Origin of the sequence: Burkholderia sp. MSMB1589WGS, assembly GCF_001636105.1 — a bacterium.
GTDB classification, from domain to species: domain Bacteria; phylum Pseudomonadota; class Gammaproteobacteria; order Burkholderiales; family Burkholderiaceae; genus Burkholderia; species Burkholderia humptydooensis.
This window is the reverse complement of the sequence record NZ_LNJT01000006.1, coordinates 388,886-413,982: the sequence shown is the minus strand read 5'-3', so window position 1 is coordinate 413,982 and position 25,097 is coordinate 388,886. Positions and strand designations below refer to the sequence as shown.

General features: G+C 69.7%; 16 protein-coding genes and 1 pseudogene. 11 read left to right on the top strand and 6 right to left on the bottom strand.

What is annotated here, in order from left to right; translation table 11 throughout:
• The first annotated feature begins 10 nt into the window (after positions 1–10).
• The 3 genes and pseudogenes from WT16_RS04215 to WT16_RS30185 all read left to right on the top strand — a co-directional run bounded on the left by WT16_RS04215 (position 11) and on the right by WT16_RS30185 (position 5,373).
• The gene (locus WT16_RS04215; RefSeq protein WP_063532767.1) at positions 11–4,084 is read left to right on the top strand and encodes a translocation/assembly module TamB domain-containing protein; all 4,074 of its coding nucleotides are present in this window, start codon (positions 11–13) and stop codon (positions 4,082–4,084) included.
• Between the two features lie 50 nt (positions 4,085–4,134).
• The gene (locus tag WT16_RS34750) at positions 4,135–4,728 is read left to right on the top strand and encodes a hypothetical protein (RefSeq protein WP_063533049.1); all 594 of its coding nucleotides are present in this window, start codon (positions 4,135–4,137) and stop codon (positions 4,726–4,728) included.
• Positions 4,725–5,373 (top strand): annotated as a pseudogene (locus WT16_RS30185) (methyltransferase). Before WT16_RS34750 ends, WT16_RS30185 begins: the two are co-directional and overlap by 4 nt.
• A gap of 26 nt (positions 5,374–5,399) precedes the next feature.
• On the opposite strand, the gene metG reads toward WT16_RS30185, so the two are convergent.
• Positions 5,400–7,556, bottom strand: coding sequence for a methionine--tRNA ligase (metG, locus tag WT16_RS04195; RefSeq protein ID WP_063532764.1), 2,157 nt, complete (start codon positions 7,554–7,556; stop codon positions 5,400–5,402).
• Positions 7,557–8,045: 489 nt separating this feature from the next.
• Positions 8,046–8,693, bottom strand: a complete 648-nt coding sequence (locus tag WT16_RS04190) for an OmpA family protein (RefSeq protein WP_015602359.1) — start codon at positions 8,691–8,693, stop codon at positions 8,046–8,048.
• 377 nt (positions 8,694–9,070) lie between these two features.
• Between WT16_RS04190 and apbC the strand changes: the two genes are divergently transcribed.
• The 5 genes from apbC to WT16_RS04165 all read left to right on the top strand — a co-directional run bounded on the left by apbC (position 9,071) and on the right by WT16_RS04165 (position 14,603).
• Complete coding sequence (gene apbC / locus WT16_RS04185) at positions 9,071–10,159, top strand: iron-sulfur cluster carrier protein ApbC (RefSeq protein ID WP_006024899.1); 1,089 nt, start codon at positions 9,071–9,073, stop codon at positions 10,157–10,159.
• Positions 10,160–10,291: 132 nt separating this feature from the next.
• Complete coding sequence (gene sodC, locus WT16_RS04180) at positions 10,292–10,831, top strand: superoxide dismutase [Cu-Zn] (RefSeq protein ID WP_006024900.1); 540 nt, start codon at positions 10,292–10,294, stop codon at positions 10,829–10,831.
• A gap of 104 nt (positions 10,832–10,935) precedes the next feature.
• Positions 10,936–11,505, top strand: a complete 570-nt coding sequence (dcd, locus tag WT16_RS04175; RefSeq protein ID WP_006024901.1) for a dCTP deaminase — start codon at positions 10,936–10,938, stop codon at positions 11,503–11,505.
• A gap of 102 nt (positions 11,506–11,607) precedes the next feature.
• Positions 11,608–13,887, top strand: coding sequence for an arginine/lysine/ornithine decarboxylase (locus WT16_RS04170; RefSeq protein WP_063532763.1), 2,280 nt, complete (start codon positions 11,608–11,610; stop codon positions 13,885–13,887).
• 2 nt (positions 13,888–13,889) lie between these two features.
• Positions 13,890–14,603, top strand: a complete 714-nt coding sequence (locus WT16_RS04165) for a lysozyme inhibitor LprI family protein (RefSeq protein WP_063532762.1) — start codon at positions 13,890–13,892, stop codon at positions 14,601–14,603.
• Positions 14,604–14,616: 13 nt separating this feature from the next.
• Here the strand turns inward: WT16_RS04165 and WT16_RS04160 are convergent, their stop codons facing one another.
• From WT16_RS04160 to WT16_RS04150, 3 genes are all read right to left on the bottom strand, one after another.
• Positions 14,617–15,291: an HAD family phosphatase gene (locus WT16_RS04160; RefSeq protein ID WP_015600318.1), complete on the bottom strand. Its 675-nt coding sequence runs from the start codon at positions 15,289–15,291 to the stop codon at positions 14,617–14,619.
• Between the two features lie 32 nt (positions 15,292–15,323).
• The gene (gene argH, locus WT16_RS04155) at positions 15,324–16,733 is read right to left on the bottom strand and encodes an argininosuccinate lyase (RefSeq protein ID WP_059932150.1); all 1,410 of its coding nucleotides are present in this window, start codon (positions 16,731–16,733) and stop codon (positions 15,324–15,326) included.
• A gap of 305 nt (positions 16,734–17,038) precedes the next feature.
• Positions 17,039–17,854, bottom strand: a complete 816-nt coding sequence (locus tag WT16_RS04150) for a helix-turn-helix transcriptional regulator (protein ID WP_006024906.1) — start codon at positions 17,852–17,854, stop codon at positions 17,039–17,041.
• A gap of 188 nt (positions 17,855–18,042) precedes the next feature.
• Here WT16_RS04150 and WT16_RS04145 point away from each other — a divergent pair, with 188 nt between their 5' ends.
• Positions 18,043–18,798, top strand: coding sequence for a class I SAM-dependent methyltransferase (locus WT16_RS04145; protein ID WP_009911605.1), 756 nt, complete (start codon positions 18,043–18,045; stop codon positions 18,796–18,798).
• 68 nt (positions 18,799–18,866) lie between these two features.
• Here WT16_RS04145 and ppc read toward each other — a convergent pair whose 3' ends face one another.
• Positions 18,867–21,851, bottom strand: a complete 2,985-nt coding sequence (gene ppc, locus WT16_RS04140; RefSeq protein ID WP_063532761.1) for a phosphoenolpyruvate carboxylase — start codon at positions 21,849–21,851, stop codon at positions 18,867–18,869.
• Between the two features lie 262 nt (positions 21,852–22,113).
• Here ppc and hemC point away from each other — a divergent pair, with 262 nt between their 5' ends.
• On the top strand, positions 22,114–23,103 hold the full coding sequence (gene hemC / locus WT16_RS04135) for a hydroxymethylbilane synthase (RefSeq protein WP_015601225.1): 990 nt from the start codon (positions 22,114–22,116) through the stop codon (positions 23,101–23,103).
• Positions 23,103–25,094, top strand: a complete 1,992-nt coding sequence (gene hemDX / locus WT16_RS04130) for a fused uroporphyrinogen-III synthase HemD/membrane protein HemX (protein ID WP_006024910.1) — start codon at positions 23,103–23,105, stop codon at positions 25,092–25,094. The genes hemC and hemDX overlap by 1 nt, the downstream gene beginning before the upstream one ends.
• Positions 25,095–25,097: the final 3 nt, after the last annotated feature.

The following is a 25,097-nucleotide window of genomic DNA, read 5'->3' as shown; positions in this document are numbered from 1 at the left end:
TTCATTTGGCATGACGAAGGACGTATCCGAACCGACTCCTCCCGACGCGCCGGACGGCGGCGCGCCCGGCGGCCCGCGCGAGCCCGCGCCGAAGCCGCGCCGCTCGCCCGGCGCGCGCGCGCTCGTTTCGCTCGCGTGGGCGGCGCTCGCGCTCGTCGTGCTTGTCTGCGCGACGGCGGGCGCGCTCGTCGCCGCCGCGACGACCGAACGCGGCACGCAGCTCGCGTGGCAGGCGGCCGTCAAGCTGCTCGGCGGGCGGCTCGCGGGCACGCTCGAAGGCGGCGCGCTCGCAACCGGCGTGCGGATCAGGCAGCTCGCGTGGACGAGCCCGGACGGTTCGGGCACCGAAGTCAGGATCGACCGCGTCGCCGGGCGCTGGGCGCTCACGCGCGCGCCGTGGCGCTTCGCGATCGCGTCGCTGCGCGCGGGCACGATCGACGTGCGCGTCGCGCCGTCGCCGCCGCAGCCGACGGTGATGCCGAAGGATCTGCAATTGCCGCTGCAGCTCGCGATCGACGATCTGCGCTTCGACAAGCTGCTGATCCACAAGGCCGGCTCGACGACCGAGCTCGACAACCTGATCTTTCGCGGCGCGAGCGACGGCCGCCGTCACGATGCGACGCTCGAGCGCCTCGACACGCCGTTCGGCGCGCTCACCGCGAACGCGCGGCTCGACGGCGTGCGTCCGTTCGCGATCGACGGCAGCGCGACCTATGCGGGCAAGCTCTCGGGCGAGAGCGTCGATGCGCGCGCGCGGGTGTCGGGCTCGCTCGAGGCGCTCGTCGCGGAGCTCGACGCGTCGGGGATGAAGCTCGCCGGCCGCGCGCACGTCGAGGCCGCGCCGTTTTCGGCCGTGCCGCTCACGCGCGCGTCGCTCGTGTTCGATCACGTGAACCCGCGCGCGCTGTCGCCCGGCGCGCCCGTCGCCGATCTCGCGGTGCGCGCGCAGCTCGAGCCCGCCGCGCCCGATCCGACGTCGCCGAAGGCGTTCGTCGTCACGGGGCCGGTGTCGATCGTCAACGCGAAGCCCGGCCCGCTCGGCGACGCGCTGCTGCCGCTCGTCGAAGCGCACGCGAACGTGCGGCTCGACGCGCACGCGCAGCGCGTCGACGCGCTCGCCGTGCGCACGATCCGCGACGGCAGCGTGACGGGTGGCGGCGCGCTCGCGAACGGCCGCGGCAAATTCGACCTGAAGGTCGCGAATCTCGATCCGAACGCGTTCGTCGCCGCGCTGCGGCCGATGCGGCTCGCGGGGCCCGTCGGCGTCGCGCTCGAGCCGGGCGCGCAGACGATCGACTTCGATCTCGCCGACGCGAGGCTCGCGCTCGGCGCGAAGGCGAAGGTCCGGCTCGACGCGAAACGGACGACGATCGCCGATGCGCGCGTGACGGCGGGCAAGGGGCGCATCGAACTCGCGGGCGCGCTCGAGCACGACGCGCGCTCGACTTACGACCTGAAGGCGAAGCTCGTCGACTTCGATCCGCTCGCGCTGGCGGCAGCCGGCGCGCCGTCCGGCGCGAAGGCGGGCGGCGGCAAGGGCGCGAAGGGCGCGAAGGGCGCGCGGACCGCGCAAGGCGCGGCGATTGCCCCACGGGCGGGCACGGCGCGCGTGAACGGCACGCTCGCCGCCACGGGCGCGCTCGCGCCCGGCTTCTCGACGAAGGTGCAGTTCAGGCTCGGCGACAGCGTCTACGACGGCCTGCCGATGACGGGCGAAGGCACCGTGCAGATGGCGGGCGCGCGGGTCCTGCCGAGCAACGCGAACCTGTCGATCGCGGGCAACCAGGTCGACTTGCGCGGCAGCTTCGGCGCGCCCGGCGACCGGCTGCGCTTCAATGTCGACGCGCCGCAGCTCGAGCGCCTCGGTTTCGGTCTCGCGGGCCTCGTGCGCGCGAACGGCGAGCTGACGGGATCGTTCGCACACCCGAACGTCGTCGCCGACTACACGGCGGCGGGCGTCGTGTTCGGCTCGAACCGGATCGGCGCGGCGCAAGGCCGCGCGAACATTCGCGACGGCGCGAAGGGTGCGCTCGTGTTCACCGCCGACGCGAGCGACATCGCGCTCGGCGCGGTCAGCCTGAAGACGCTATCCGCACACCTGAACGGCACGCGCGCGAAGCACACGTTCGAGGCGACCGCGGTCGGCATCGCCGAAGGGCGCGTGATCAATCTCGCGGTCGCGGCGAACGGAGGCGTCGTCGACGCGCGCGACGGAATGCGCTGGGACGGCACCGTCACGCGGCTGTCGAACCGCGGCACGCCGTCGATTTCGCTCGACACGCCGCTCACGATCTCGGCGGGCGCGCAGCGCGTGACGCTGAGCGCGGCGAAGCTGTCCGTCGAAGGCGCGACGCTCGACCTGAAGTCGTTCGCGCTCGAGCGCGGCAAGCTGCGCACCGCGGGCGCGATCACGAACCTGTCGGTCGCGCGCGCGCTCGAGATCCGCGCGGAGCTCACGGGCAAGCGCTCGCCGCTGCGCACCGACCTGATTCTCGACGGCGACTGGGACGTCACGCTCGGCGATGCGGCCGCGGGCCACGCGCAGATCAAGCGCCGCAGCGGCGACGTGACGATCGAGACCGGACGCGGCGTCGCCTCGCTCGGCATCACCGATCTGTCGGCGCGCGCGGCGTTCGCGCCCGGCAACCGGCTGAATGCGGCCGCGCACGCGCAGGCGAGCCGCGTCGGCACGTTCGACGCGAACATCGCGGTGCCGTTCGCGCTGCGCGACGGCGTGTTCGGCGTGGCCGAGGACGGACCGCTCGCGGGCCGCGTCGACGCGGATGTGCCCGCGCTGCAATCGACGGGCGGCCTGTTCGGGCCGAGCTATCTGCTCGACGGGCGCGCGGCGCTGAAGCTGACCGTCGCCGGCACGCCCGCGAAGCCGAAGCTCTCGGGCACGCTGACGGGCGACAACCTGTCGGCGACGCTCGTCGACCAGGGCGTGCAGTTGAAGGAGGGGATCGTGCGCGTGAACCTGACCGAGAACCTCGTCGAGTTCCAGCAGGTCGAGTTCCACGGCGGCGACGGCACGCTGCGCGCGATCGGCCGCGTGCGGCTGGACGGCAGCGAGCCGGATCTGACGGCGAGCATCGTCGCCGACAAGCTCGAGCTCTTCGCGGCGCCGGACCGCAAGCTGTCGCTGTCGGGCAAGGCGGTCGTCGGGAACGACGCGCCGCGCGGCGGCATCGCGATCAACGGCAAGTTCACCGTCGACCGCGCGCTGTTCGACTTGCCCGAAGAGGCGGCGCCGCACCTGTCGGACGACGTCGTGATCGTGCGCCCCGGCAGCCTCGAGCGCGGCGAGACGAAGACGGGCACCGCGATCGCGAAGCCCGCGCCCGCGACCGAGAAGCCCGCGCCGTCGCTCGCGCCGCGCGCGAACATCGACATCGGTCTCGGCCGCGACTTCCGCTTCAAGGGCCACGGCGCGGATCTGCGGCTCGCGGGCACAGTGACCGTGATGAGCGCGCCCGGCGTGCCGCTGCGCGCGGTCGGCAACGTGCGCGTGACGGAAGGCTCGACGTACACGTCGTTCGGCCGCAAGCTCGCGATCGAGAACGGCTTCTTCACGTTCAACGGGCCGGTGTCGAATCCGGGCATCAACATCCTCGCGATGCGCCGCAACCAGGAAGTCGAGGCGGGCGTGCAGGTGACGGGCACTGTGCAGTCGCCGGCCGTGAGGCTCGTGTCCGAGCCGAACGTGAACGACAACGAGAAGCTGTCGTGGCTCCTGTTCGGCCACGGCACCGACCAGGGCAACAACCTCGGCCAGCAGAACGCGATGACGACGGCGCTCGCGCTGCTCGGCAGCGCGACCGGCAAGCGCGTCGCGCAGACGGTCGGGCTGGACGAAGTGTCGGTCGGCCGCAGCGACGTCGGGCTGACCGATCCGCAGGTCGTGCTCGTGTCGAAGGCGATCAACGAGCGCTTCGTGCTCGGCTACGAGCAGGGGCTGCAGTCGGCGAGCAACGCGTTCAAGGCGACGATCAACCTGACGCGGTTCTGGGCGATCTCCGCTTACGGCGGCACGTTCCAGGGCGTCGACCTCAACTACACGCGGCGCTTCGATCGCTGGTGGTGACGGCGCAGCGTGCGTGGTCGTTGCGCAGGCAGCCGCCGCGATCGTTCGTCATGCAGACGAATGATATCGTCGACGAAACGGCGGCGATACGAGGGCGCGTACCTATGACCGTGCTGACCCACATCATGCGCAGAACGCAGCGGTGCGCGACGCTGCCGCTCTTCGCCTCGCTGCGCGACGACCGCCTGCCGCCGCGCGTCAACGCGCACACGCGCGAAGACGATCGTCATTGGCCGTGGCTTCTCAAGGATCTGGAGAGGCTCGGCTGGAGCCGCGAGACCACGATGACGGATGCGCTGCGCGCGCTGTGGAACGACGACACGCACCGATGCCGTTTGCCGATGTACGAGCTGTGCGCGATCGTCGAGGCGATCGAGGAAACCGGCAACGTGCTGTTCGCGCTGACGACGCGGCTCGCCGACGAGGTACAGGCGCAGACGGGGCGCGAGCTGCGTTACGTGGGCGCGTATTACTTCGCGCGCGAGCATGCGCAATTGAGCGGCATCGAGCTCGACGCTGCGAAGCGGCGGCGCTGCGTCGCGCCCGTCGACCGGGTGTTCGACGCGTTCGCCGCGTGGACGCACGAAGCGGCAGGCGAGATCGCCCGCGTCGGCGCGCCGTCCGTCTCGGTGGAAACGCCATGACGCACGCACTCCCGCGCTACGACGCCGCCGCCGTATTCGACGTCGCGACGAATCTGTTCGTCTATCCGGCGATGCTGATCGCGCATCGGCTGGGCCTGTTCAAGCGGCTGGGCGAGGGCCCGCGCACGCTCGACGAAATCGGCGCCGCGCTCGGCCTTGCGCGGCGGCCCGCCGAGGCGCTCGTCAACGCGTCGGTCGCGCTCGGCATGCGTTTCATGCGCGCGATGGAAAGCCTGAGCGCGTCACACGCGCTGGCGTGGCCGACCAAGCTCGACCTCGCGCGGCATCGCGTGATGCTCGACGTCGGCGGCGGCTCGGGCGCGAACGCGGTCGGCGCGCTGTCGGCGTGGCCGTCGCTGCGCGCTGGCGCGAGCGCGTGGCGCTGCATCCGGGCGACATGTGGCGCGATCCGTTCCCTGCGGCCGATCTGCATTTCTACTCGAACATCTTTCACGGCTGGCCGGCCGACAGGAGCGCGGCGCTCGTGCGCAAGAGCTTCGATGCGCTGCCGTGTGGCGGGCGCATCGTGCTGCACGAGGTGCTGTATCGCGACGACAAGGGCGGGCCGCTCGCCGCCGCCGGATGGCGATCGAGACGATTCCGGGTTCCGGGTATTTCAGCCTCGTGACGGGCGTGAAGCCGTGACGTTCGCGCGCATCGGCGTCGCGCGCTTACTTCACGCGCATGCCAGGCTTCGCGCCGCCGTGCGGCTCGAGAATGTAGAGGCCCGGCTCGGCCTTCTCGTCGGCCGCCGATGCGGCGAGCACCATTCCTTCGGACAGGCCGAACTTCATCTTGCGCGGCGCGAGGTTCGCGACCATCACCGTCAGCTTGCCGACGAGCTGCTCGGGCTGGTACGCGGACTTGATGCCCGAGAACACGTTGCGGGTCTTCTCCTCGCCGACGTCGAGCGTGAGCTGCAGCAGCTTGTCCGAGCCTTCGACCGCCTGGCACGCGACGATCTTCGCGATGCGCAGATCGATCTTCGCGAAATCGTCGATCGAGATGATCGGCGATGCGCCGTCGCCAGCGCTCGCCGCGCTCGCCGCACTCGCGGCCTTCGCACTTTTCCCGTTCGTCGCGCCCGCGCCCGCGTCGGCCGCGGCGTCGGCCGCGCGCTGCAGCGAGCCGCGGTTCGCCGCGAGGAGCGCGTCGATCTGCTTCGGATCGACGCGGGTCATCAGGTGCTGATATGCGCGGATCGGCTGCTCGGACGACAGCGGCTTGCCCGCGTCGGCCCATGTGAGCGGCGCGATGCCGAAGAACGCCTCGACGCCTTCCGCGACGCGCGGCAGCACGGGCTTGAGCGCGAGCGACAGCAGGCGGAACGCCTCGAGGCTCACGCTGCAGGTTTCGTGCAGCGCGACCGCGTTCACGGGGTCCTTCGCGAGCTCCCACGGCTTCGCGGTGTCGACGTAACCGTTGACCGCATCCGCGAGCTCCATCGTCTGGCGCAGCGCGCGGCCGTACTCGCGCGCCTCGTAGTGCGCGGCGATCTGCGCAATCGCGTCGCGCAGCGTCGCGACGAGCGGATGATTCATTGCGCTCGCCTGCACGCGGCCGTCGAAGCGCTTGATCAGGAAGCCGGCCGCGCGGCTCGCGATGTTCACGTACTTGCCGACGAGGTCGCTGTTCACGCGCGCCTGGAAGTCCTCGAGGTTCAGGTCGATGTCTTCCATCGTCGCGTTCAGCTTCGCGGCGAAGTAGTAGCGCAGCCATTCGGGGTTCAGGCCCGTGTCGATGTAGCTCTGCGCGGTGATGAACGTGCCGCGCGACTTCGACATCTTCGCGCCGTCCACCGTCAGGAAGCCGTGCGCGAACACGTTGGTCGGCGTGCGGTGGCCCGAGAACTCGAGCATCGCGGGCCAGAACAGCGTGTGGAAGTACAGGATGTCCTTGCCGATGAAGTGATACTGCTCGGTCGTCGAATCCTTGCTGATCCACGCGTCGAAATCGATGCCGCGCTGCTCGCACAGGTTCTTGAAGCTCGCGTAGTAGCCGACGGGCGCGTCGAGCCACACGTAGAAATACTTGCCGGGCGCGCCGGGGATCTCGAAGCCGAAGTACGGCGCGTCGCGCGAGATGTCCCAGTCGGCGAGCTTCGCTTCGCCCGCGTCGCCGAGCCATTCGCGCATCTTGTTGGTCGCTTCGGGCTGCGCGAGGCCGCTCACCCATTCGCGCAGGAACGCCTCGCAGCGCGGATCGGACAGGCGGAAGAAGTAGTGCGTCGACGTCCTGCGCACGGGCGCGGCGCCCGAGATGACCGAATACGGATGGATGAGATCCGTCGGCTGGTAGGTCGTGCCGCACACTTCGCAACTGTCGCCGTACTGGTCCTTCGCGTGGCACTTCGGACACTCGCCCTTGATGAAGCGGTCCGGCAGGAACATCTCCTTGACGGGGTCGTAAGCCTGCTCGATCTCGCGCTCGGCGATGAAGCCCGCTTCCTTCAGCGCGAGATAGATCTTCTCGCTCAGCACGCGGTTCTCGTCCGAGTCGGTCGTGTAGAAGTTGTCGAACGAAACCCCGAAGCTGTCGAAATCGCGCTTGTGCTCGCGCCACACGCGCTCGATCAGTTGCTTCGGGCTCACGCCTTCCTGCTCGGCACGCAGCATGACGGGCGTGCCGTGCGTGTCGTCCGCGCCGATGTAGTAGATCTCGTGACCGTGCATTCGCATCGTCCGCACCCAGATGTCGGTCTGGATGTACTCGACCAAGTGGCCGATGTGAATCTGCCCGTTCGCATAGGGCAGCGCGGACGTGACGAGGATCTGGCGGCGGCCTTGCGGCGCGCCGGCCTGCACGGAGGTGAGGTCGGATGCGGACATAGGGTCTCTGAAGGGACTGCTTGCGGAAAATCGTAGGGAAGCTGCGATTCTAGCAGGGCGGCCGCCTGCCGATGTGCGGGCGGGCCGCGCGCGGTAGCGCCCGTCGCGCGGGGTTGCGATCCCGCGCGCGACGGCGGCGCATCGGCTGCTTCGGCCGCATGTCACGAAGCATGATGACTTGCGGATTGAAAGATTGGGGCGGGACGGCTACATTGACGCCGGCGATTCGGTGCCGCGCAGCGCTGGCGCGGCAGAAGAAATATTGCGCTGCAGCCAGGCTGCGTGCGGGCAAAAAAAACCGGGGCGGACTTTGCCCCGGAGCAACAACGACAAGAGGAGAATGGTGACGCGCCGGCAGCACCAGTCACGTACCGTAAAGAGAGACTACGCCGCTCGCAAGAAGTTCGAAAATTTTTTCGAGTTGTTACGAATCGCCTCGAAAGCCTTGTGCGGCGGGGCTCGGCGCGCCATTCTCCGAGTCGGTCGGATTTACTGCGCCGCTTGCGGCGCGCGCAGGTAAATCTCGACGCGGCGGTTTTGCGCGCGGCCGGCTTCCGTCGCGTTGTCGGCGATCGGGTTCGATGCGCCCATGCCCTGCGCGGACAGGCGGTTCGCCGCCACGCTGCGTTGCGAGAGCGCGTTCACGACGCTCTGCGCGCGATTCTGCGACAGCGTCTGGTTGTACGCGGCCGAGCCCGTGCTGTCGGTGTAGCCGACGACCGACGCGGTGATCTGCGGGTTCTGGTTCAGCGTCGTCGCGAGGTCGTTCAGGAGCGGCGTGAAGGCCGGCGTGACCGCGTACTGGTTGGTCGCGAACGTGACCGAGCTCGGCACGTTCAGCTTGAGCGAGCCGTCCGGCTGCTCGGTGACCTGCGTGCCCGTCTGCTGCGCCGACGGCGCGAGCTTGTTCTTGATCGCTTGCCAGTTGTAACCCGTCACGCCGCCGACGAGCGCGCCGACGCCGGCGCCGATCGCCGCGCCCTTGCCGCCGCCAGCCAGCGCGCCGATGCCCGCGCCGAGCGCGGCGCCCGTGCCGGTGCCGACAGCCGTGTTGGTGCCTTGCTGGGTCGCGCAGCCCGCCAGCAGGGCGCCGGCGAGAGCGAATACGGACAAGCGCGTCGCGATTTTGGTATTCATCTTGGTTTCCTCTCTTGAGTGACTCGACAAGAACAAAAAAAGAACTGCTCTTTCGGCGGGGGCGGCCCGCGCGCCGACGATCATGCGGGCGCGCGAGCGCCCCGATCCGTCCGGCGTCCGGTCAGGGGCCCGTCGCCATCGCGACAAGCCCCGTTCGCCAGGATGGCTGTTCGGATCGAGCGCGCCCCAGCCTCTACAATATAGGCGGTGTGGCCACCGATGTGGCCCCGATGCGCGCCGCCCGCGAAGATTGCGCCGCAAGTCGGCTTTGCGCAATGGCGTGCAATAAATTCTTTCACTTTTCTCGCTTTGCGCCCGGATATTTGAAGATTATTGACCTTTTGGGCGATTTTGAGCGACGTTCCCACGGAGTTTCGATGAGTATCGACAGGGCGCTCGTCGACGCCGCACTCGCGGCAGTCGTCGACCCGAACACCGGCCGCCCGTATGCGGCGCACCGCGGCATCCGCAACGTGGCGATCGACGGCGACGCCGTGTCCGCCGGCGTCGTGCTCGGCTATCCGGCGAAGAGCCAGTTCGACGACGCGCGCGCGCGCGTCCTGGCCGCGCTTGCCGCGGTGCCGGGCGTGCGGAGCGCGCGCGTCGACGTGTCGCAGGAAATCGTCGCGCATGCGGTGCAGCGCGGCGTGCAACTGTTGCCGAACGTGAAGAACATCGTCGCGGTCGCGTCCGGCAAGGGCGGCGTCGGCAAGAGCACGACGGCCGTGAATCTCGCGCTCGCGCTCGCGGCGGAGGGCGCGTCGGTCGGCATCCTCGACGCCGACATCTACGGCCCGTCGCTGCCGACGATGCTCGGCATCCACGAGCGGCCCGAATCGCCCGACAACAAGTCGATGAACCCGCTCGTCGGCCACGGGCTGCAGGCGAACTCGATCGGCTTTCTGGTCGGCGAGGACAACCCGATGGTGTGGCGCGGCCCGATGGCGACGTCGGCGCTCGAGCAGCTCCTGCGCCAGACCAACTGGCGCGATCTCGACTACCTGATCGTCGACATGCCGCCCGGCACGGGTGACATCCAGTTGACGCTCGCGCAGCGCGTGCCGGTGACGGGCGCCGTGATCGTCACGACGCCGCAGGACATCGCGCTCCTCGACGCGAAGAAGGGCCTCAAGATGTTCGAGAAGGTCAATATTCCGATTCTCGGCATCGTCGAGAACATGAGCATCCACGTGTGCTCGAACTGCGGGCACGAGGAGCATGTGTTCGGCGCGGGCGGCGCCGAGCGGATGGCGCAGGAATACGGCGTCGCCGTGCTCGGCAGCCTGCCGCTCGACATCCGGATTCGCGAGCAGGCGGACAGCGGCGCGCCGAGCGTCGTGGCGGACCCGAACGGCGCGCTCGCCGAGCGCTACCGCGCGATCGCGCGCGGCGTTGCGATCGCGATCGCCGAGCGCGCGCGGGACATGTCGTCGAAGTTTCCGACGATCGTTGTTCAAAATACGTAAAATCCCGCGCCGGCCCGCGTCGGGCGGTGTTTGCGGCGCCGCGAGTCACGGTATCATGACGACTTTCCCGAAGGTCCCCTTTACCGGCCCGGCGGGCGCTCGCCCGAGCGTTTCGCCCGGCATGAGGATCGCATGAAACGACGACTCGACGGCGTGCCGGGGTGGCTCGCGCTCAATGCGCCGCTCGTCCTGGCCGCCATCGGCCTTTTGGCCGGCTGCACTACTTTTGCATCGCAACACGAAAAGCGCGCCGACGCGCTGCTCCAGCCGACCGTCGGCAGCCAGGCGCGCGGCACGGTGACGCTCGCCGAACGCCCGGACGGCGTGCAGGTCACGTACAACTTCGCGGGCCTGCCGCCCAACAGCGACCACGCGTTGCAGGTTCACGAGCGCGGCGACTGCAACGCCGCCGACGGCTCGAGCGCGGGCGCGGTGTTCGCGCCCGCGGCCGACCGGCTGCGCGCGGGCGCGCGCGTCGGCGGCGACCTCGGCAACATCCATGCGGACGCGAACGGCGTCGCGGCGGGGTTCATCACCGCGCCGGACCTCGCGCTCGACGGCGTGCGTTCGGTGCTCGGCCGCTCGGTGCTCGTCCATCGCGATCCGGGCGATCCGGCGTTCCCGCAGCACGGCGCGGGCCCCGCGCTCGCGTGCGGCGTCGTGCGGCAATGACGCGAGTCGGTCCGTTCGCGATCGCGTAAAATGTGCGCCTTTCGTGGCCGCCGGACCGTCCGGCGGCTCCCTTCCCGATACGCAGCGTTTTCCGGCGCCTTTTTATGAGCATCAAGTCCGACAAGTGGATTCGGCGCATGGCCGAAGAGCACAAGATGATCGAGCCGTTCGTGCCCGATCAGGTTCGCGCCGCCGCGGACGGCCGCAAGATCGTCAGCTACGGCACGTCGAGCTACGGCTACGACATCCGCTGCGCGGACGAATTCAAGATTTTCACGAACATCAATTCGACGATCGTCGATCCGAAGAACTTCGACGAGGGCTCGTTCGTCGATTTCAAGGGCGACGTGTGCATCATCCCGCCGAACTCGTTCGCGCTCGCGCGCACCGTCGAGTACTTCCGCATTCCGCGCACCGTGCTGACGGTGTGCCTCGGCAAGTCGACTTACGCGCGCTGCGGGATCATCGTCAACGTGACGCCGTTCGAGCCCGAATGGGAAGGCTACGTGACGCTCGAATTCTCGAACACGACGCCGCTGCCCGCGAAGATCTACGCGAACGAGGGCGTCGCGCAGGTGCTCTTCTTCGAGAGCGACGAAGTCTGCGACGTGTCGTACGCCGACCGCGGCGGCAAGTATCAGGGCCAGCGCGGTGTCACGCTGCCGAAAACCTGATCTGCTTGCATATCGATCTGACCTATCGCCAGTCCGGGTGACCGCTGTGCCAGGGCATGAACAGGCCCCTGCGCCGCGGTCGTTCTTTTTGGAGAATCGCCCATGAAGTTTCGTTTTCCCGTCGTCATCATCGACGAAGATTTTCGCTCCGAGAATATCTCGGGCTCCGGCATCCGGGCGTTGGCGGAGGCGATCGAGAAGGAGGGCGTCGAGGTGCTCGGCCTGACGAGCTACGGCGATCTGACGTCGTTCGCGCAGCAGTCGAGCCGCGCGTCGTGCTTCATCCTGTCGATCGACGACGATGAGCTGATGCTCGGCGAAGTCGGCGCGGACGGCGAACTGCCCGAGCTCGCGACCGCGATCATCGAGCTGCGCGCGTTCGTGACCGAAGTGCGCCGCCGCAACGCGGACATCCCGATCTTCCTGTACGGCGAGACGCGCACGTCGCGCCATCTGCCGAACGACATCCTGCGCGAGCTGCACGGCTTCATCCACATGTTCGAGGACACGCCGGAGTTCGTCGCGCGCCACATCATCCGCGAGGCGAAGGTTTATCTCGATTCGCTCGCGCCGCCGTTCTTCAAGGAGCTCGTCAAGTACGCGGACGAAGGCTCGTACTCGTGGCACTGCCCGGGCCACTCGGGCGGCGTCGCGTTCCTGAAGAACCCGCTCGGCCAGATGTTCCACCAGTTCTTCGGCGAGAACATGCTGCGCGCCGACGTCTGCAACGCGGTGGACGAGCTCGGCCAACTGCTCGACCACACGGGGCCGGTGGCGGCTTCCGAGCGCAACGCCGCGCGGATCTTCAGCGCCGATCACCTGTTCTTCGTGACGAACGGCACGTCGACGTCGAACAAGATCGTCTGGCACGCGACGGTCGCGCCCGGCGACATCGTGCTCGTCGATCGCAACTGCCACAAGTCGATCCTGCACGCGATCACGATGACGCACGCGATTCCCGTGTTCCTCACGCCGACGCGCAACCACTTCGGCATCATCGGGCCGATTCCGCGCGACGAGTTCAAGCCGGAGAACATCCGCAAGAAGATCGAGGCGAATCCGTTCGCGCGCGAGGCGCTCCGGAAGAACCCGAACGCGAAGCCGCGAATCCTGACGATCACGCAGAGTACGTACGACGGCGTCGTCTACAACGTCGAGCAGATCAAGGATCTGCTCGGCGACCTCGTCGACACGCTGCACTTCGACGAAGCGTGGCTGCCGCACGCGGAGTTCCATTCGTTCTACCAGGACATGCACGCGATCGGCGCGGGCCGCCCGCGCACGGGCGCGCTCGTGTTCGCGACGCACTCCACGCACAAGCTGCTCGCGGGCATCTCGCAGGCGTCGCAGATCGTCGTGCAGGATTCGGAGAACCGCACGTTCGACAAGCACCGCTTCAACGAGGCGTACCTGATGCACACGTCGACGAGCCCGCAGTACGCGATCATCGCGTCGTGCGACGTCGCGGCCGCGATGATGGAGCCGCCGGGCGGCACCGCGCTCGTCGAGGAATCGATCGCCGAGGCGATCGATTTCCGCCGCGCGATGCGCAAGGTGGACGCCGAATACGGCGACGACTGGTTCTTCAGCGTGTGGGGGCCGGACAACCTGGCGCAAGAAGGCATCGGCTCGCGCGAAGACTGGATGCTGAAGCCGAACGACCGCTGGCACGGTTTCGGCCCGCTCGCGCAGGGCTTCAACATGCTCGACCCGATCAAGGCGACGATCATCACGCCGGGGCTCGACGTGGACGGCGAATTCGGCGAGACCGGCATTCCGGCCGCGATCGTCACCAAATATCTGGCGGAGCACGGGATCATCGTCGAGAAGACGGGCCTGTACTCGTTCTTCATCATGTTCACGATCGGCATCACGAAGGGCCGCTGGAACTCGATGGTCACCGAGCTGCAGCAGTTCAAGGACGACTACGACAACAACCAGCCGCTCTGGCGCGTGCTGCCCGAGTTCGTCGCGCAGTATCCGATCTACGAGCGCGTCGGCCTGCGCGATCTCTGCACGCAGATCCACGACGTGTACCGCGCGAACGACATCGCGCGTCTCACGACGGAGATGTACCTGTCGAACATGGAGCCCGCGATGAAGCCGTCCGACGCGTTCGCGAAGCTCGCGCACCGCGAGATCGACCGCGTGCCGCTCGACGAGCTCGAAGGGCGCGTGACGAGCATCCTGCTCACGCCGTATCCGCCGGGCATTCCGCTCCTGATCCCGGGCGAGCGCTTCAACAAGACGATCGTCAACTACCTGCGGTTCGCGCGCGACTTCAACGAGCGCTTCCCGGGCTTCCACACGGACATCCACGGTCTCGTCGCGGAAGAGATGAACGGGCGCATCGAGTACTACGTCGACTGCGTGCGCGACTGACGATGACGCAAGTCCGCAAGACGCTCATGCGCTTCGCCGCCGCCGCGCTCGCCGGATGGCTCGCGGCGGCGGGCGCGGCGCGCGCCGAGGTCGCGGCGGCCGATCCGATCGACGTCGCGATGCGCCAATGTCTCGCGCGGCGCGACCGCTCGTCGACGGCGGGCCAGATCCAGTGCATGGACGAGGCGCGGCAGCAGTGGCAGGGCGAGGCCGACGCCGCGTACCAGCGGCTCGTGAAGACCGCGCCCGCCGACGCGCGGCGCGGCTGGCAGGAGAGCCAGCGCCGCTGGCTCGCGTGGCGCAAGGACGAGGCGCATCTCGTGCGCGCGGTCTACGAGACGACGCAGGGGACGATGTACGCGATGGCGAGCGCCGACATGCGGCTGCAGCCGGTGCGCGACCGCGCGCTCGCGCTGCGCGGCGCGGCCGAACGCTACGCGCAGCCGGGCGGCGGCAAGGGCGCCGTGCATCGGGTGCGGCCCTGCATGCGCGATGCGGCGTGCGAGCACGCGCTCTTCGACATGAACCGCTATTACGAGAAATTGCGCGCGCGGATGCCTGTCGATTCGCTGCCGACGCTCGTCGCCGCGCAGCGCGAGTGGGCGGCGTTCCGCGACGCGACGACGCCGCTCGTCGGCGAGGGCGAGCGCGTCGATCTGATCGGCGCGCGCGTCGCGACGCTCAAGCGCTTCTCCGAGACCGTCAACAATCGCTGAGCGCCGCGAGGGTTCACGCGAGCCGCGCGGCGCGCGGGCCGAACCACGCCGGCACGAGCGCGACCGCATCGTCGAGCGAATCGAGCACGCGCAGGCTCAGCGCGACGATCTCGGGCGTCGGCGCCTTCAGATCGGGCACGGTGACGACGGACGCGCCCGCGCGCGTCGCGGCGAGCGCGCCGAAATCGCTGTCCTCGAACGCGACGCACGCGTGCGCGGGCACGTTCAGCCGCTCGGCAGCGAGCCGGTAGACGGCCGGATCGGGCTTGCCGCGCGCCACTTCGTCGCCGCCCGCGATCGCGGCGAAATGCCCGAGCACGCCGACCGCGTGAAGCCGCGTGCGGATCACGTCGCGCGCGGACGACGATGCGACCGCGCACGGCACGCCCGCGCCGGCGAGCGCGGCCAGCAACGCGCGCGCGCCCGCCTTCAGCGGAAATTTCGGATGCGGCTGCGGCGCCGCGAGCCGCGCGCGCACCTGCGCGGACACCGCGTGGAACGTGTCGTCGCCGAGCAGGCCGGCGAGGATCGTCTGGCCTTCGCGGAACGAGCGGCCGACGATCTGCAGATAATCGGCGGCCGACAGCGCGGCGCCGTGCGCATGCGCGACGTCGATCCACGCGTTCATGATGGTCCGCTCGGAATCGACGAGCAGGCCGTCCATGTCGAAGATTGCCGCTATGAACATGGGATCGTCCGTGACGCGGGCGCCGCTCCCGCTTACTTGCCGAGCGCCGCGCGCGCGGCCTTCGCCGCCGCGCGCACCTGGTCCGGCGCGGTGCCGCCCGGGTGGTTGCGGCTCGCGACCGAGCCTTCGAGCGTCAGGTAGCCGAACACGTCGTCGCCGATCAGATGCGCGACGTTCGGCAGCTCCTGCTTCATTTCGTCGAGCGTCAGGTCCGCGAGGTCGATGCCGCGCGCATCGCAGATCTTCACCGCGTGCGCGACCGCTTCGTGCGCGTCGCGGAACGGCAGCCCGCGCTTCACCAGATAGTCGGCGAGGTCGGTCGCCGTCGAGAAGCCCTGCTGCGCGGCCGAGCGCATCGCATCCGGCTTCACGGTGATGCCCGCGGCCATCTCCGCGAAGATCCGCAGCGTGTCGGCGACGGTGTCGACCGTGTCGAACAGCGGCTCCTTGTCTTCCTGGTTGTCCTTGTTGTACGCGAGCGGCTGGCCCTTCATCAGCGTGAGGAGCGCCATCAGGTGGCCGTTCACGCGGCCCGTCTTGCCGCGCGCGAGCTCGGGCACGTCCGGGTTCTTCTTCTGCGGCATGATCGAGCTGCCGGTGCAGAAGCGGTCGGCGATGTCGATGAAGCCGACGCGCGGGCTCATCCACAGCACGAGCTCTTCCGAGAAGCGCGATACGTGCGTCATCACGAGCGCGGCCGCGGCCGTGAATTCGATCGCGAAGTCGCGATCGGACACCGCGTCGAGCGAGTTCGCGCAGATGCCGTCGAAGCCGAGCGTCTTCGCCACCGCGTGGCGGTCGATCGGATAGCTCGTGCCCGCGAGCGCCGCCGCGCCGAGCGGCAGGCGGTTCACGCGCGCGCGGCAGTCGCGCATGCGCTCGGCGTCGCGCGAGAACATCTCGACGTAGGCGAGCAGGTGATGGCCGAACGTGACGGGCTGCGCGACCTGCAGGTGCGTGAAGCCCGGCAGGATCGTGTCCGCGTTCTTTTCGGCGAGATCGATCAGCGCGCCGCGCAGGTCGGTCAAGAGGCCGCCGATGCGGTCGATCTCGCCGCGCAGCCACAGGCGGATGTCGGTCGCGACCTGATCGTTGCGCGAGCGGCCCGTGTGCAGGCGCTTGCCCGCGTCGCCGATGAGCGCGGTCAGGCGCGCCTCGATGTTCAGGTGCACATCTTCGAGATCGAGCTGCCACTCGAATTCGCCGCGCTCGATCTCGCCCCTGATCTGCGCCATCCCGCGCTCGATCGCGGCGAGGTCGTCGGCGCTGATGATCTTCTGCGCGGCGAGCATGCCCGCGTGCGCGAGCGAGCCGGCGATGTCGACGAGCGCGAGCCGCTTGTCGAAGAAGACCGACGACGTATAGCGCTTGACGAGCTCGGACATCGGTTCCGAAAAGCGGGCCGACCAGGCCTCGCCCTTTTTGTGCAGTTGGGACGTCATGGCGATTCTTAGCAGGGGAGTGGAGCGGCGCGCGCCGCGAATGGACAACGCGGATTCTAGCATTCGCGGGCCGGCCGGCCGACGCCGGCGGGGCCGGAGCGGCGAGGCGCGCGCGGCGAAAAAGGCGCGCGCCGGGGCGGCGGCGCCGCTCTCGCGACGCCCGCGTTGTAGATGCCGGGCGTCGCTTCCGCATGCGCTTTCACCGCGACGATCATGTTCTGACGCGGTCTTGCCCGGCTTCGGCCAGCTTGGCGCGGCACGGCGGATTGACGCGTGCGGCCGAACGCGGGCGCGGTTTCGCGCCGTCAGACGTCCTCCCGAACCAGCAGGACGAGCTTCAGGTCCTCGCGGTGCGCGGGCTTGAGCGTCATTTGCTGATAGACGGCGCGGCCCTCGCGCGGATGGTCGAACGCGCGTTCGCCGCCTTCGCGCTCGCCCACGTCCTGCGACGCCCAGTAATGCGCGAACGCCTCGCTGTCGGCGAGCAGCGAATCGATCAGCGCGCGGGTGGGCGCGTCGTTCAGATGGCGGATCGTGTCCGCGCGGAATTCGGCGACGAGCCGCCGCGCACGCGTTTCCCAATCGACGATCAGCGCGCGCGCCGCGGGCGACGTGAACGTGAAGCGCAGCAGGTTGCGCTCGCCGCGCTCGCCGTCGAGCCAGCCGGTGAAGAGCGCGGCGGCCGCGTCGTTCCACGCGAGCGCGTTCCATTGGCGGTCGAGCACGTACGCGGGCGTCGCGATCAGCTTCACGGCGGCGACGAGCGTGTCCGGCACGTCGCTCGCCGCGAATTCGGGCTCGGCCGGGTCGCGCTGCGCGGCGAGCTCGAACAGATATGCACGCTCGGCGCGCGACAGCCGCAGCGCGACCGCGATGCGCGCGAGCGCGTCGGCCGATGCCGACACTTCGCGGCCCTGCTCGATCCACGTGTACCAGGTCGGACTCACGCCGCAGAGCTGCGCGACTTCCTCGCGGCGCAGCCCGGGCGTCCTGCGCCGCGGGCCGGGCGGCAGGCCGAGCGCCTGCGGCGACAGCCGCTCGCGGTGCGCGCGGATGAACTCGCCGAGCGCGCGGGCGGGCGTGGAATCGAGGGACGGCGGCGGGGCGGACGGGCGGCTCATCTGGGGCGGATCGGGCGATGCGTGAGAACGAACGGGAAGGCGGTGCTCCGGCAGGCAGGCTGGTGGAGCGGATACCAGGATAATTGCTTGGCTTGTACCAGTACCAATCGGGCTCTATTGTAGCGGCTCATGGCGGCCGATGCTGTTGGCCGGCCGCCTTCGATCCCCACGTGACAAGGAATCCGCCGATGAAGCATCACGATCGAGTCGCCGACGCGTTCGGCACGACCGCCTCCGCCTATTTGACGAGCGCCGTCCATGCGAGCGGCGCGGATCTCGACACGCTTGCCGCCGAGATCGGCGCGACGCCCGGCGCGCGCGTGCTGGATCTCGGCTGCGGCGCGGGCCATGCGAGCTTTGCCGCCGCGCGCGGCGGCGCGCAGGAGGTGATCGCTTACGACCTCGCGCCGCAGATGCTCGCGACGGTCGAGGCGGCGGCGCGCGAGCGCGGCCTCGCGGACGTGCGAATCGAGCAGGGCGCGGCCGAGCGGCTGCCGTTCGCCGATGCGTCGTTCGACTGGATCGTGAGCCGGATGAGCGCGCACCACTGGCACGACGTGCCGCGCGCGCTCGGCGAGGCGCGCCGCGTGCTGAAGCCGGGCGGCCGCGTGCTGTTCGTCGACATCGCGGGCGCCGATCATCCGCTCGTCGACACGCATCTGCAGACGGTCGAGTTGTTGCGCGACGCGTCGCACGTGCGCGATTACCGCGCGGACGAATGGCTCGCATTTTTCGCGCAGGCGGGCTTCGTCGCGCGGGTGCGCGAGCGCTGGCGCCTGCCGATCGGGTTCGACGGCTGGGTCGCGCGGATGAGGACGCCCGACGTGCGCGCGAACGCGATCCGCGCGCTGTGGGCGGACGCGCCCGACGAGGTGCGCGCGTATTTCGACGTGCAGCCGGACGGCTCATTCGAGCTCGACGCGGTGATGATCGACGCGCGTTGATGCGGCGGCGAGGGTGGCGGGGCGCGCGGGCGGGCAGGAAGGCGCGCGTCGCCGCCCGCGCGCGACGCTCAACCCGTATTGCGCAGGCCGGCCGCGATCCCGTTGATCGTCAGGTGGATCCCGCGCCGCAGCCGCGCGTTCGAGTCTCCCGCGCGGTGCCGCTTGATCAGCTCGACTTGCAGGTGGTTCAGCGGATCGAGGTACGGGAAGCGGTTCTTGATCGAGCGCGCGAGGAGCGGATTCGCGGCGAGCCGCGCCTCGGTGCCGGTGATCTCGGCGAGCGCGTCCGCCGTGCGGTGCCATTCGGCGACGATCCGCTCGAACACGTGCTTGCGCAGCTTCTTGTCGGCGACGAGCTGCGCATAGCGCGATGCGACCGCGAGATCGGTCTTCGCGAGCACCATGTCCATGTTCGACAGCAGGTTCGCGAAGAACGGCCAGGTCTTGTTCATCTTCTTGAGCAGCGCGACGCGCTTGCCGCGCTCGGCCGCGTCCGGCGCGCCGTCGAGATACGCGGCGACCGCGCTGCCGAAGCCGTACCAGCCAGTCAGCAGCAGCCGGCACTGGCCCCACGAGAAGCCCCACGGAATCGCGCGCAGATCCTCGATCCTGCGATTCTTCGGATCCTGCAGCTTGCGCGAAGCGGGCCGGCTGCCGATGTTCAGCTCGGCGATCTCGGTGATCGGCGTCGACGAGAAGAAGTAGTCGGTGAAGCCGGGCGTCTCGTAGACGAGCGCGCGGTACGACGCCATCGCCGCATCCGACAGCGCCTGCATCGTCGCTTCGAACGCAGGCAATTGCTTCGGCGCGTTGCTGTGCGGCGCGAGCGTCGCCTCGAGCGTCGCGGCGACGACCGTCTCCAGATTGCGCCGGCCGATCTCCGGGTTCGAGAACTTGCTCGCGATCACCTCGCCCTGCTCGGTCAGCCGGATCTGGCCGTTCACCGTGCCGGGCGGCTGCGACAGGATCGCCTGATAGGTGGGACCGCCGCCGCGGCCCACCGTGCCGCCGCGGCCGTGGAACAGGCGCAGCTTGATCCCGCGCTCGTGGAACAGGTCGACGAGCGCCAGTTCCCCGCGATAGAGCTCCCAGTTCGACGTGAGGAAGCCGCCGTCCTTGTTGCTGTCCGAATAGCCGAGCATCACTTCCTGCTCGTGGCCTTGGTGCGCGAGCAGCTCGCCCACGCCCGGCAGCGCGAAGAATTCGCGCATGATGTCGGACGCGTTGCGCAGATCGGCGATCGTCTCGAAGAGCGGAATCGCCATCAGGCCGTTGCGCGCGTTGGCGTGCGGCGTGCCGAGCGTGCCTTCGAAGAGGCCCGTTTCCTTCTGCAGCAGCAGCACTTCGACGAGGTCGCTCACCGTCTCGGTGTGCGAGATGATGTAGTTGCGCACCGCGCGCGAGCCGAACTGCGCGCGGATCGCGCGCGCGCGCTCGAGCACGCCGAGCTCGCTCTTCGCGAGGTCCGAATAGTCGAGATACGGCGAGCGCAGCGGCCGCGGGTCCGCGAGCGCCGCGAGCAGCACGCGCAGCTTGTCCGCTTCGGGCAGCGCCGCGTAGTCGGGCTCGACGCCGCCGCGCGCGAGCAGCTCGGCGATCACGGCTTCATGGATGTCCGAGCTCTGCCGCAAGTCGATGCTCGCGAGATGGAAGCCGAACACCTCGGCCGCGCGCGTGAGCGGCGCGAGGCGCGGCGTCGCAAGCGATTCGCCGTGATGCAGCGCGAGCGAATCGGTCAGCACGCGCAGATCGGCGACGAATTCCTCCGCGTCCGCATACGGCGTCGCGCGCACGGGCGCGGCGCCGCGGCCCGCGCTCCGCACGGGCACCGCGCCTTCGCCCAGCCGCACGCGCGCGCTTGCCGCGAGCCGCTTGTAGACGCCGATCAGCGCGCGGCGGTACGGCTCGTCGACGCGGTGCGGCGACTGGTCCGGCGACGCGGCCGCGAGCGCCTTCAGCGCATCGCTCGCGCCGACGAGCAGGTTCGACGCGGAGAGCTCCGCGCCCAGCTTGTGCACCTGCTCCAGGTAATGCTCGAAGATCACCGCCGCCTGGCGGGTGATCGCCTCGTCGAGCGTCGTGGCGGTGACGTTCGGGTTGCCGTCGCGGTCGCCGCCGATCCAGCTACCCATCTGGAAGAACGCCGGCACGCGCGCGGACAGGCCGTGCTCGGCGAGCGCCTCCTCGATGTCCGCGTAGAGCGCGGGCAGCTCGTCGAGGAACGTCGCGCGGTAGTACGACAGCGCGTTCTCGATCTCGTCGGCGACCGTCAGGCGCGCGTCGCGCAGCATCCGGGTCTGCCAGAGCGTCGTCACGCGCGCGCGCAGCAGCGCCTCGTTGTGCGCGAGCTCGCGAGCGGTCAGCGGCTGGTCGCGCTCGGCGAGCAGGCGCGCGATGTCGTGCTGCGCGTCGAGAATGCTCTTGCGCTGCACTTCGGTCGGGTGCGCGGTCAGCACGGGCACGATCAGCGCGCCTTCGAAGAACTGCTTGATCGTCTTCGGCGACGCGTCGCCCGCCTGCCGGAGCCTGTCGAGCGCGTACGCGACGGTGCCCGCCTGCGGCGCGGAGCCCGCGAGCGCGTGGATCCGGCGGCGGCGGTTGTGATGGCGGTCCTCGGCGATGTTCGCGAGGTGCGAGAAATAGCTGAACGCGCGCACGACGCTCACCGTCTGGTCGGGCGTGAGCTTGCGCAGCATTTTTTCGAGCGTCTGCGCGGCGGCCTTGTCGTCCTCGCGGCGGAACTTGACGGCGGTCTGGCGGATCGTCTCGACGATGTCGAACACGGCGTCGCCTTCCTGCTCGCGAACGACGTCGCCGAGCAGGCGGCCGAGATAGCGGATGTCCTCGAAGAGCGGGCGGTCCTTGTCCTCGCGCGTGCGGCCCTGGGGTTTCGCGGATGCGGCGTTCGTCGGCGCGATCGTGCGCACGGCGGCGCCGTTGCGCTTGCGCGCGGGTTTCGCGGCGCGGCGGGCGGGAAGCTCGGCGTTCGCCGGGGCGGAGGAGGACGAGACAGCATTGCGGCGCGTCGCGCGCGCCGATCCGGAAGACTTCACGATCGATTTCCTTGGGAAAGCACGAGTGAACGGGAACTGCGGTCCAGCAACAGCGAGGGCGATCAAGCGGCGCGGCGGATGACGCGACGACGGCGGACCGGCCCCCCCTGGCGGATGCCGGACTCCTTCTCGAACCGAACGACCGTTCGGGATCTTGACGCAGACCGGGCGGGCCGCTCGCGCAGCCCGTCCGGCGGGCGGCCGCGCAAGATGCGCGTGCTACCATAGTCTGTTCCTAACCCCGTCCCTCGATGTCCCTGCAATGAACTCCGAGACTCTTCCGGCCGAGCTGCCCGCGACGCTGACGATCGCGTCGCGCGAGAGCCGCCTCGCCATGTGGCAAGCCGAGCACGTGCGTGATGCGCTGCGCAAATTATATCCAGCTTGCGACGTGAAAATCCTCGGGATGACGACGCGCGGCGATCAAATTCTCGATCGCACGCTGTCGAAGGTCGGCGGCAAGGGCCTGTTCGTGAAGGAGCTCGAGAGCGCGCTCGCCGACGGCCGCGCGGATCTCGCCGTGCATTCGCTGAAGGACGTGCCGATGGCGCTGCCCGAAGGCTTCGCGCTCGCGGCCGTGATGAGCCGCGAGGACCCGCGCGACGCGTTCGTGTCGAACGATTACGCGTCGCTCGACGCGCTGCCGGCGGGCGCCGTCGTCGGCACGTCGAGCCTGCGCCGCGAGGCGATGCTGCGCGCGCGCCATCCGCGGCTCGACGTGCGGCCGCTGCGCGGCAATCTCGACACGCGGCTCGCGAAGCTCGACCGCGGCGACTACGCGGCGATCATTCTCGCCGCCGCGGGCTTGAAGCGCCTCGGCCTCGCCGCGCGGATCCGCGCGCTGCTCGACGTCGATGACAGCCTGCCCGCCGCGGGCCAGGGCGCGCTCGGCATCGAGATCGCCGCGCGCCGCGCGGACGTCGCCGCGTGGCTCGCGCCGCTGCACGATCATGCGACCGCGCTCGCGGTCGAGGCCGAACGCGCGGTGTCGCGCGCGCTCGGCGGCAGTTGCGAGGTGCCGCTCGCCGCGCATGCGGTGTGGCGCGGCGACGAGCTGCATCTGACGGGCAGCGTGTCGACGACGGACGGCGCGCGCGTGCTCGCCGCGCACGCGCGGTCGCGCGCCGCGACGGCCGCCGATGCGCTCGCGCTCGGCCGCGCGGTGTCCGACGAGCTCGAGCGGCAGGGCGCGCGCGCGATCGTCGACGCGCTCGTCGCGGCGAGCGCGCAAGCGCAACAGGGCGGCGCGTGATGGCGGGCGCGCCGCGCACGACGTTCACCGCGGTGCTCACGCGCCCCGACGGGCAGTCGGCGGCGCTCGCGGCGCAACTCGCCGCAGCGGGCATCGACGTGCTCGACTTCCCGCTCATCGACATCGCGCCGCTTGCGGACGACGCGCCGCTCGCCGAGGCGTTCGCGCGGCTCGACGCGTATGCGCTCGTCGTGTTCGTGTCGCCGAACGCGATCGATCACGCGCTCGCGCGGCTCGGCGCGATCTGGCCGCATTCGCTGCCGATCGGCGTCGTCGGGCCCGGCAGCGTCGCCGCCCTCGCCCGGCACGGGGTCGCGCCGGGCGCGCATCGCGTGATCGCGCCGCGCGCGCCCGACGACGGCGGCGAGCCGCACTACGATTCCGAAAGCCTCTTCGCCGAGATCGTCCGCGCGTTCGACGGCGAGGCGACGCTCGCCGGCAAGCGCGCGCTGATCGTGCGCGGCGACGGCGGCCGCGAATGGCTCGCCGAGCGCCTGCGCGAAGCGGGCGCCGACGTCGAGCTCGTCGCCGCGTACCGGCGCGTGAGCCCGGAACCCTCGATCGGCGCGTGGGAGCGCGTGCACGCGTTGCTGTCGGGCGCGCCGCACGCATGGCTCGTGACGAGCTCGGAAGGCGTGCGCAATCTGCAGGAGCTCGCGCACGAGCATTTGAACGAGGCCGAGATCGATGCGCTCAAGCGCGCGCAGTTCGTCGCGCCGCATCCGAGGATCGTCGAGACCGCGCGCGCACTCGGTTTTGATAGGATTACGCTGTCCGGCGCGGGCGATGAGCGTATCGTCCGCGCATTTCGCACGTTGGCCGACCAGGCCGACCAGGCCGATCAACCGGCGACAGCCGCACCGATGCCTTCTCGCATGACAGACACCAACGATACCAAAGACGTCTCTTCCAAACCGGCCGCGGCTCCTGTTCCGCCGCCGAATCAACCGTTTACGCCGTTTGAAACGAAAGAGCGGCGCAGCGGCTCGAGCGCGGCGCTGTGGTTCGTGGTCGTCGTGATCGCGGCCGCGGCGGGCGCCGGCGGCTACGCGCTGAACCGCAAGGTCGACCGCCTCGACCAGCACGCGCTCGAGCGTCAGAAGGCGCTCGACGCGCAGACGGCCGAGATCCGCACGAAGACCGATCAGGCGCTCGCAAGCGTGCGTCAGGCGGATTCGCAGTTGTCGCAGCTCGAAGGCAAGCTCGCCGACGCGCAGACCGCGCAGACCGCGCTGCAGCAGCAATATCAGGATCTGTCGCGCAACCGCGACGCGTGGATGATCGAGGAAGTCGGCCAGATGCTGTCGAGCGCGAGCCAGCAGCTCCTGCTGACGGGCAACACGCAGCTCGCGCTGATCGCGCTGCAGAACGCCGATTCGCGGCTCGCGGCGTCGCAGAGCGCGCAGGCCGTCGTCGTGCGCAAGGCAGTCGCGCAGGACATCGAACGGCTGAAGGCCGCGCCGACGGCGGACCTCACCGGGCTCGCGATCAAGCTCGACGATGCGATCGCGAAGGTCGACACGCTGCCGCTCGCGGGCGAAGTGCTCGCGCCGCACGCGCAGGCGAAGCCCGAGGTTGCCGCGAGCGCCGAGCACGCGGCCGCGGCGGCGGGCGAGCCGCGCTGGAAGGCGTGGTGGCGCGGTTTCTCGGCGGGCATCGGCGCGCAACTGAAGTCGCTCGTCGAAGTGCGCCGCATCGATCACGCTGACGCGATGCTCGCGTCGCCCGAACAGGGCTACTTCGTGCGCGAGAACGTGAAGCTGCGTCTTCTGAGCGCGCGGCTTTCGCTGCTCGCGCGCGACGACAGCGCGATGAAATCCGATCTGCATGCCGCGCAGGCGGCCGTCGCGCGCTACTTCGACGGTGCGTCGAAGGACACCCGGATCGTTCAGGATCTGCTCAAGCAGGTCGACGCCGCGTCGCTGACGGTTGCGGTGCCGAACCTCAACGCGAGCCTGAACGCGGTTCAACAGTTCAAGAGCCGGGGTTGACGC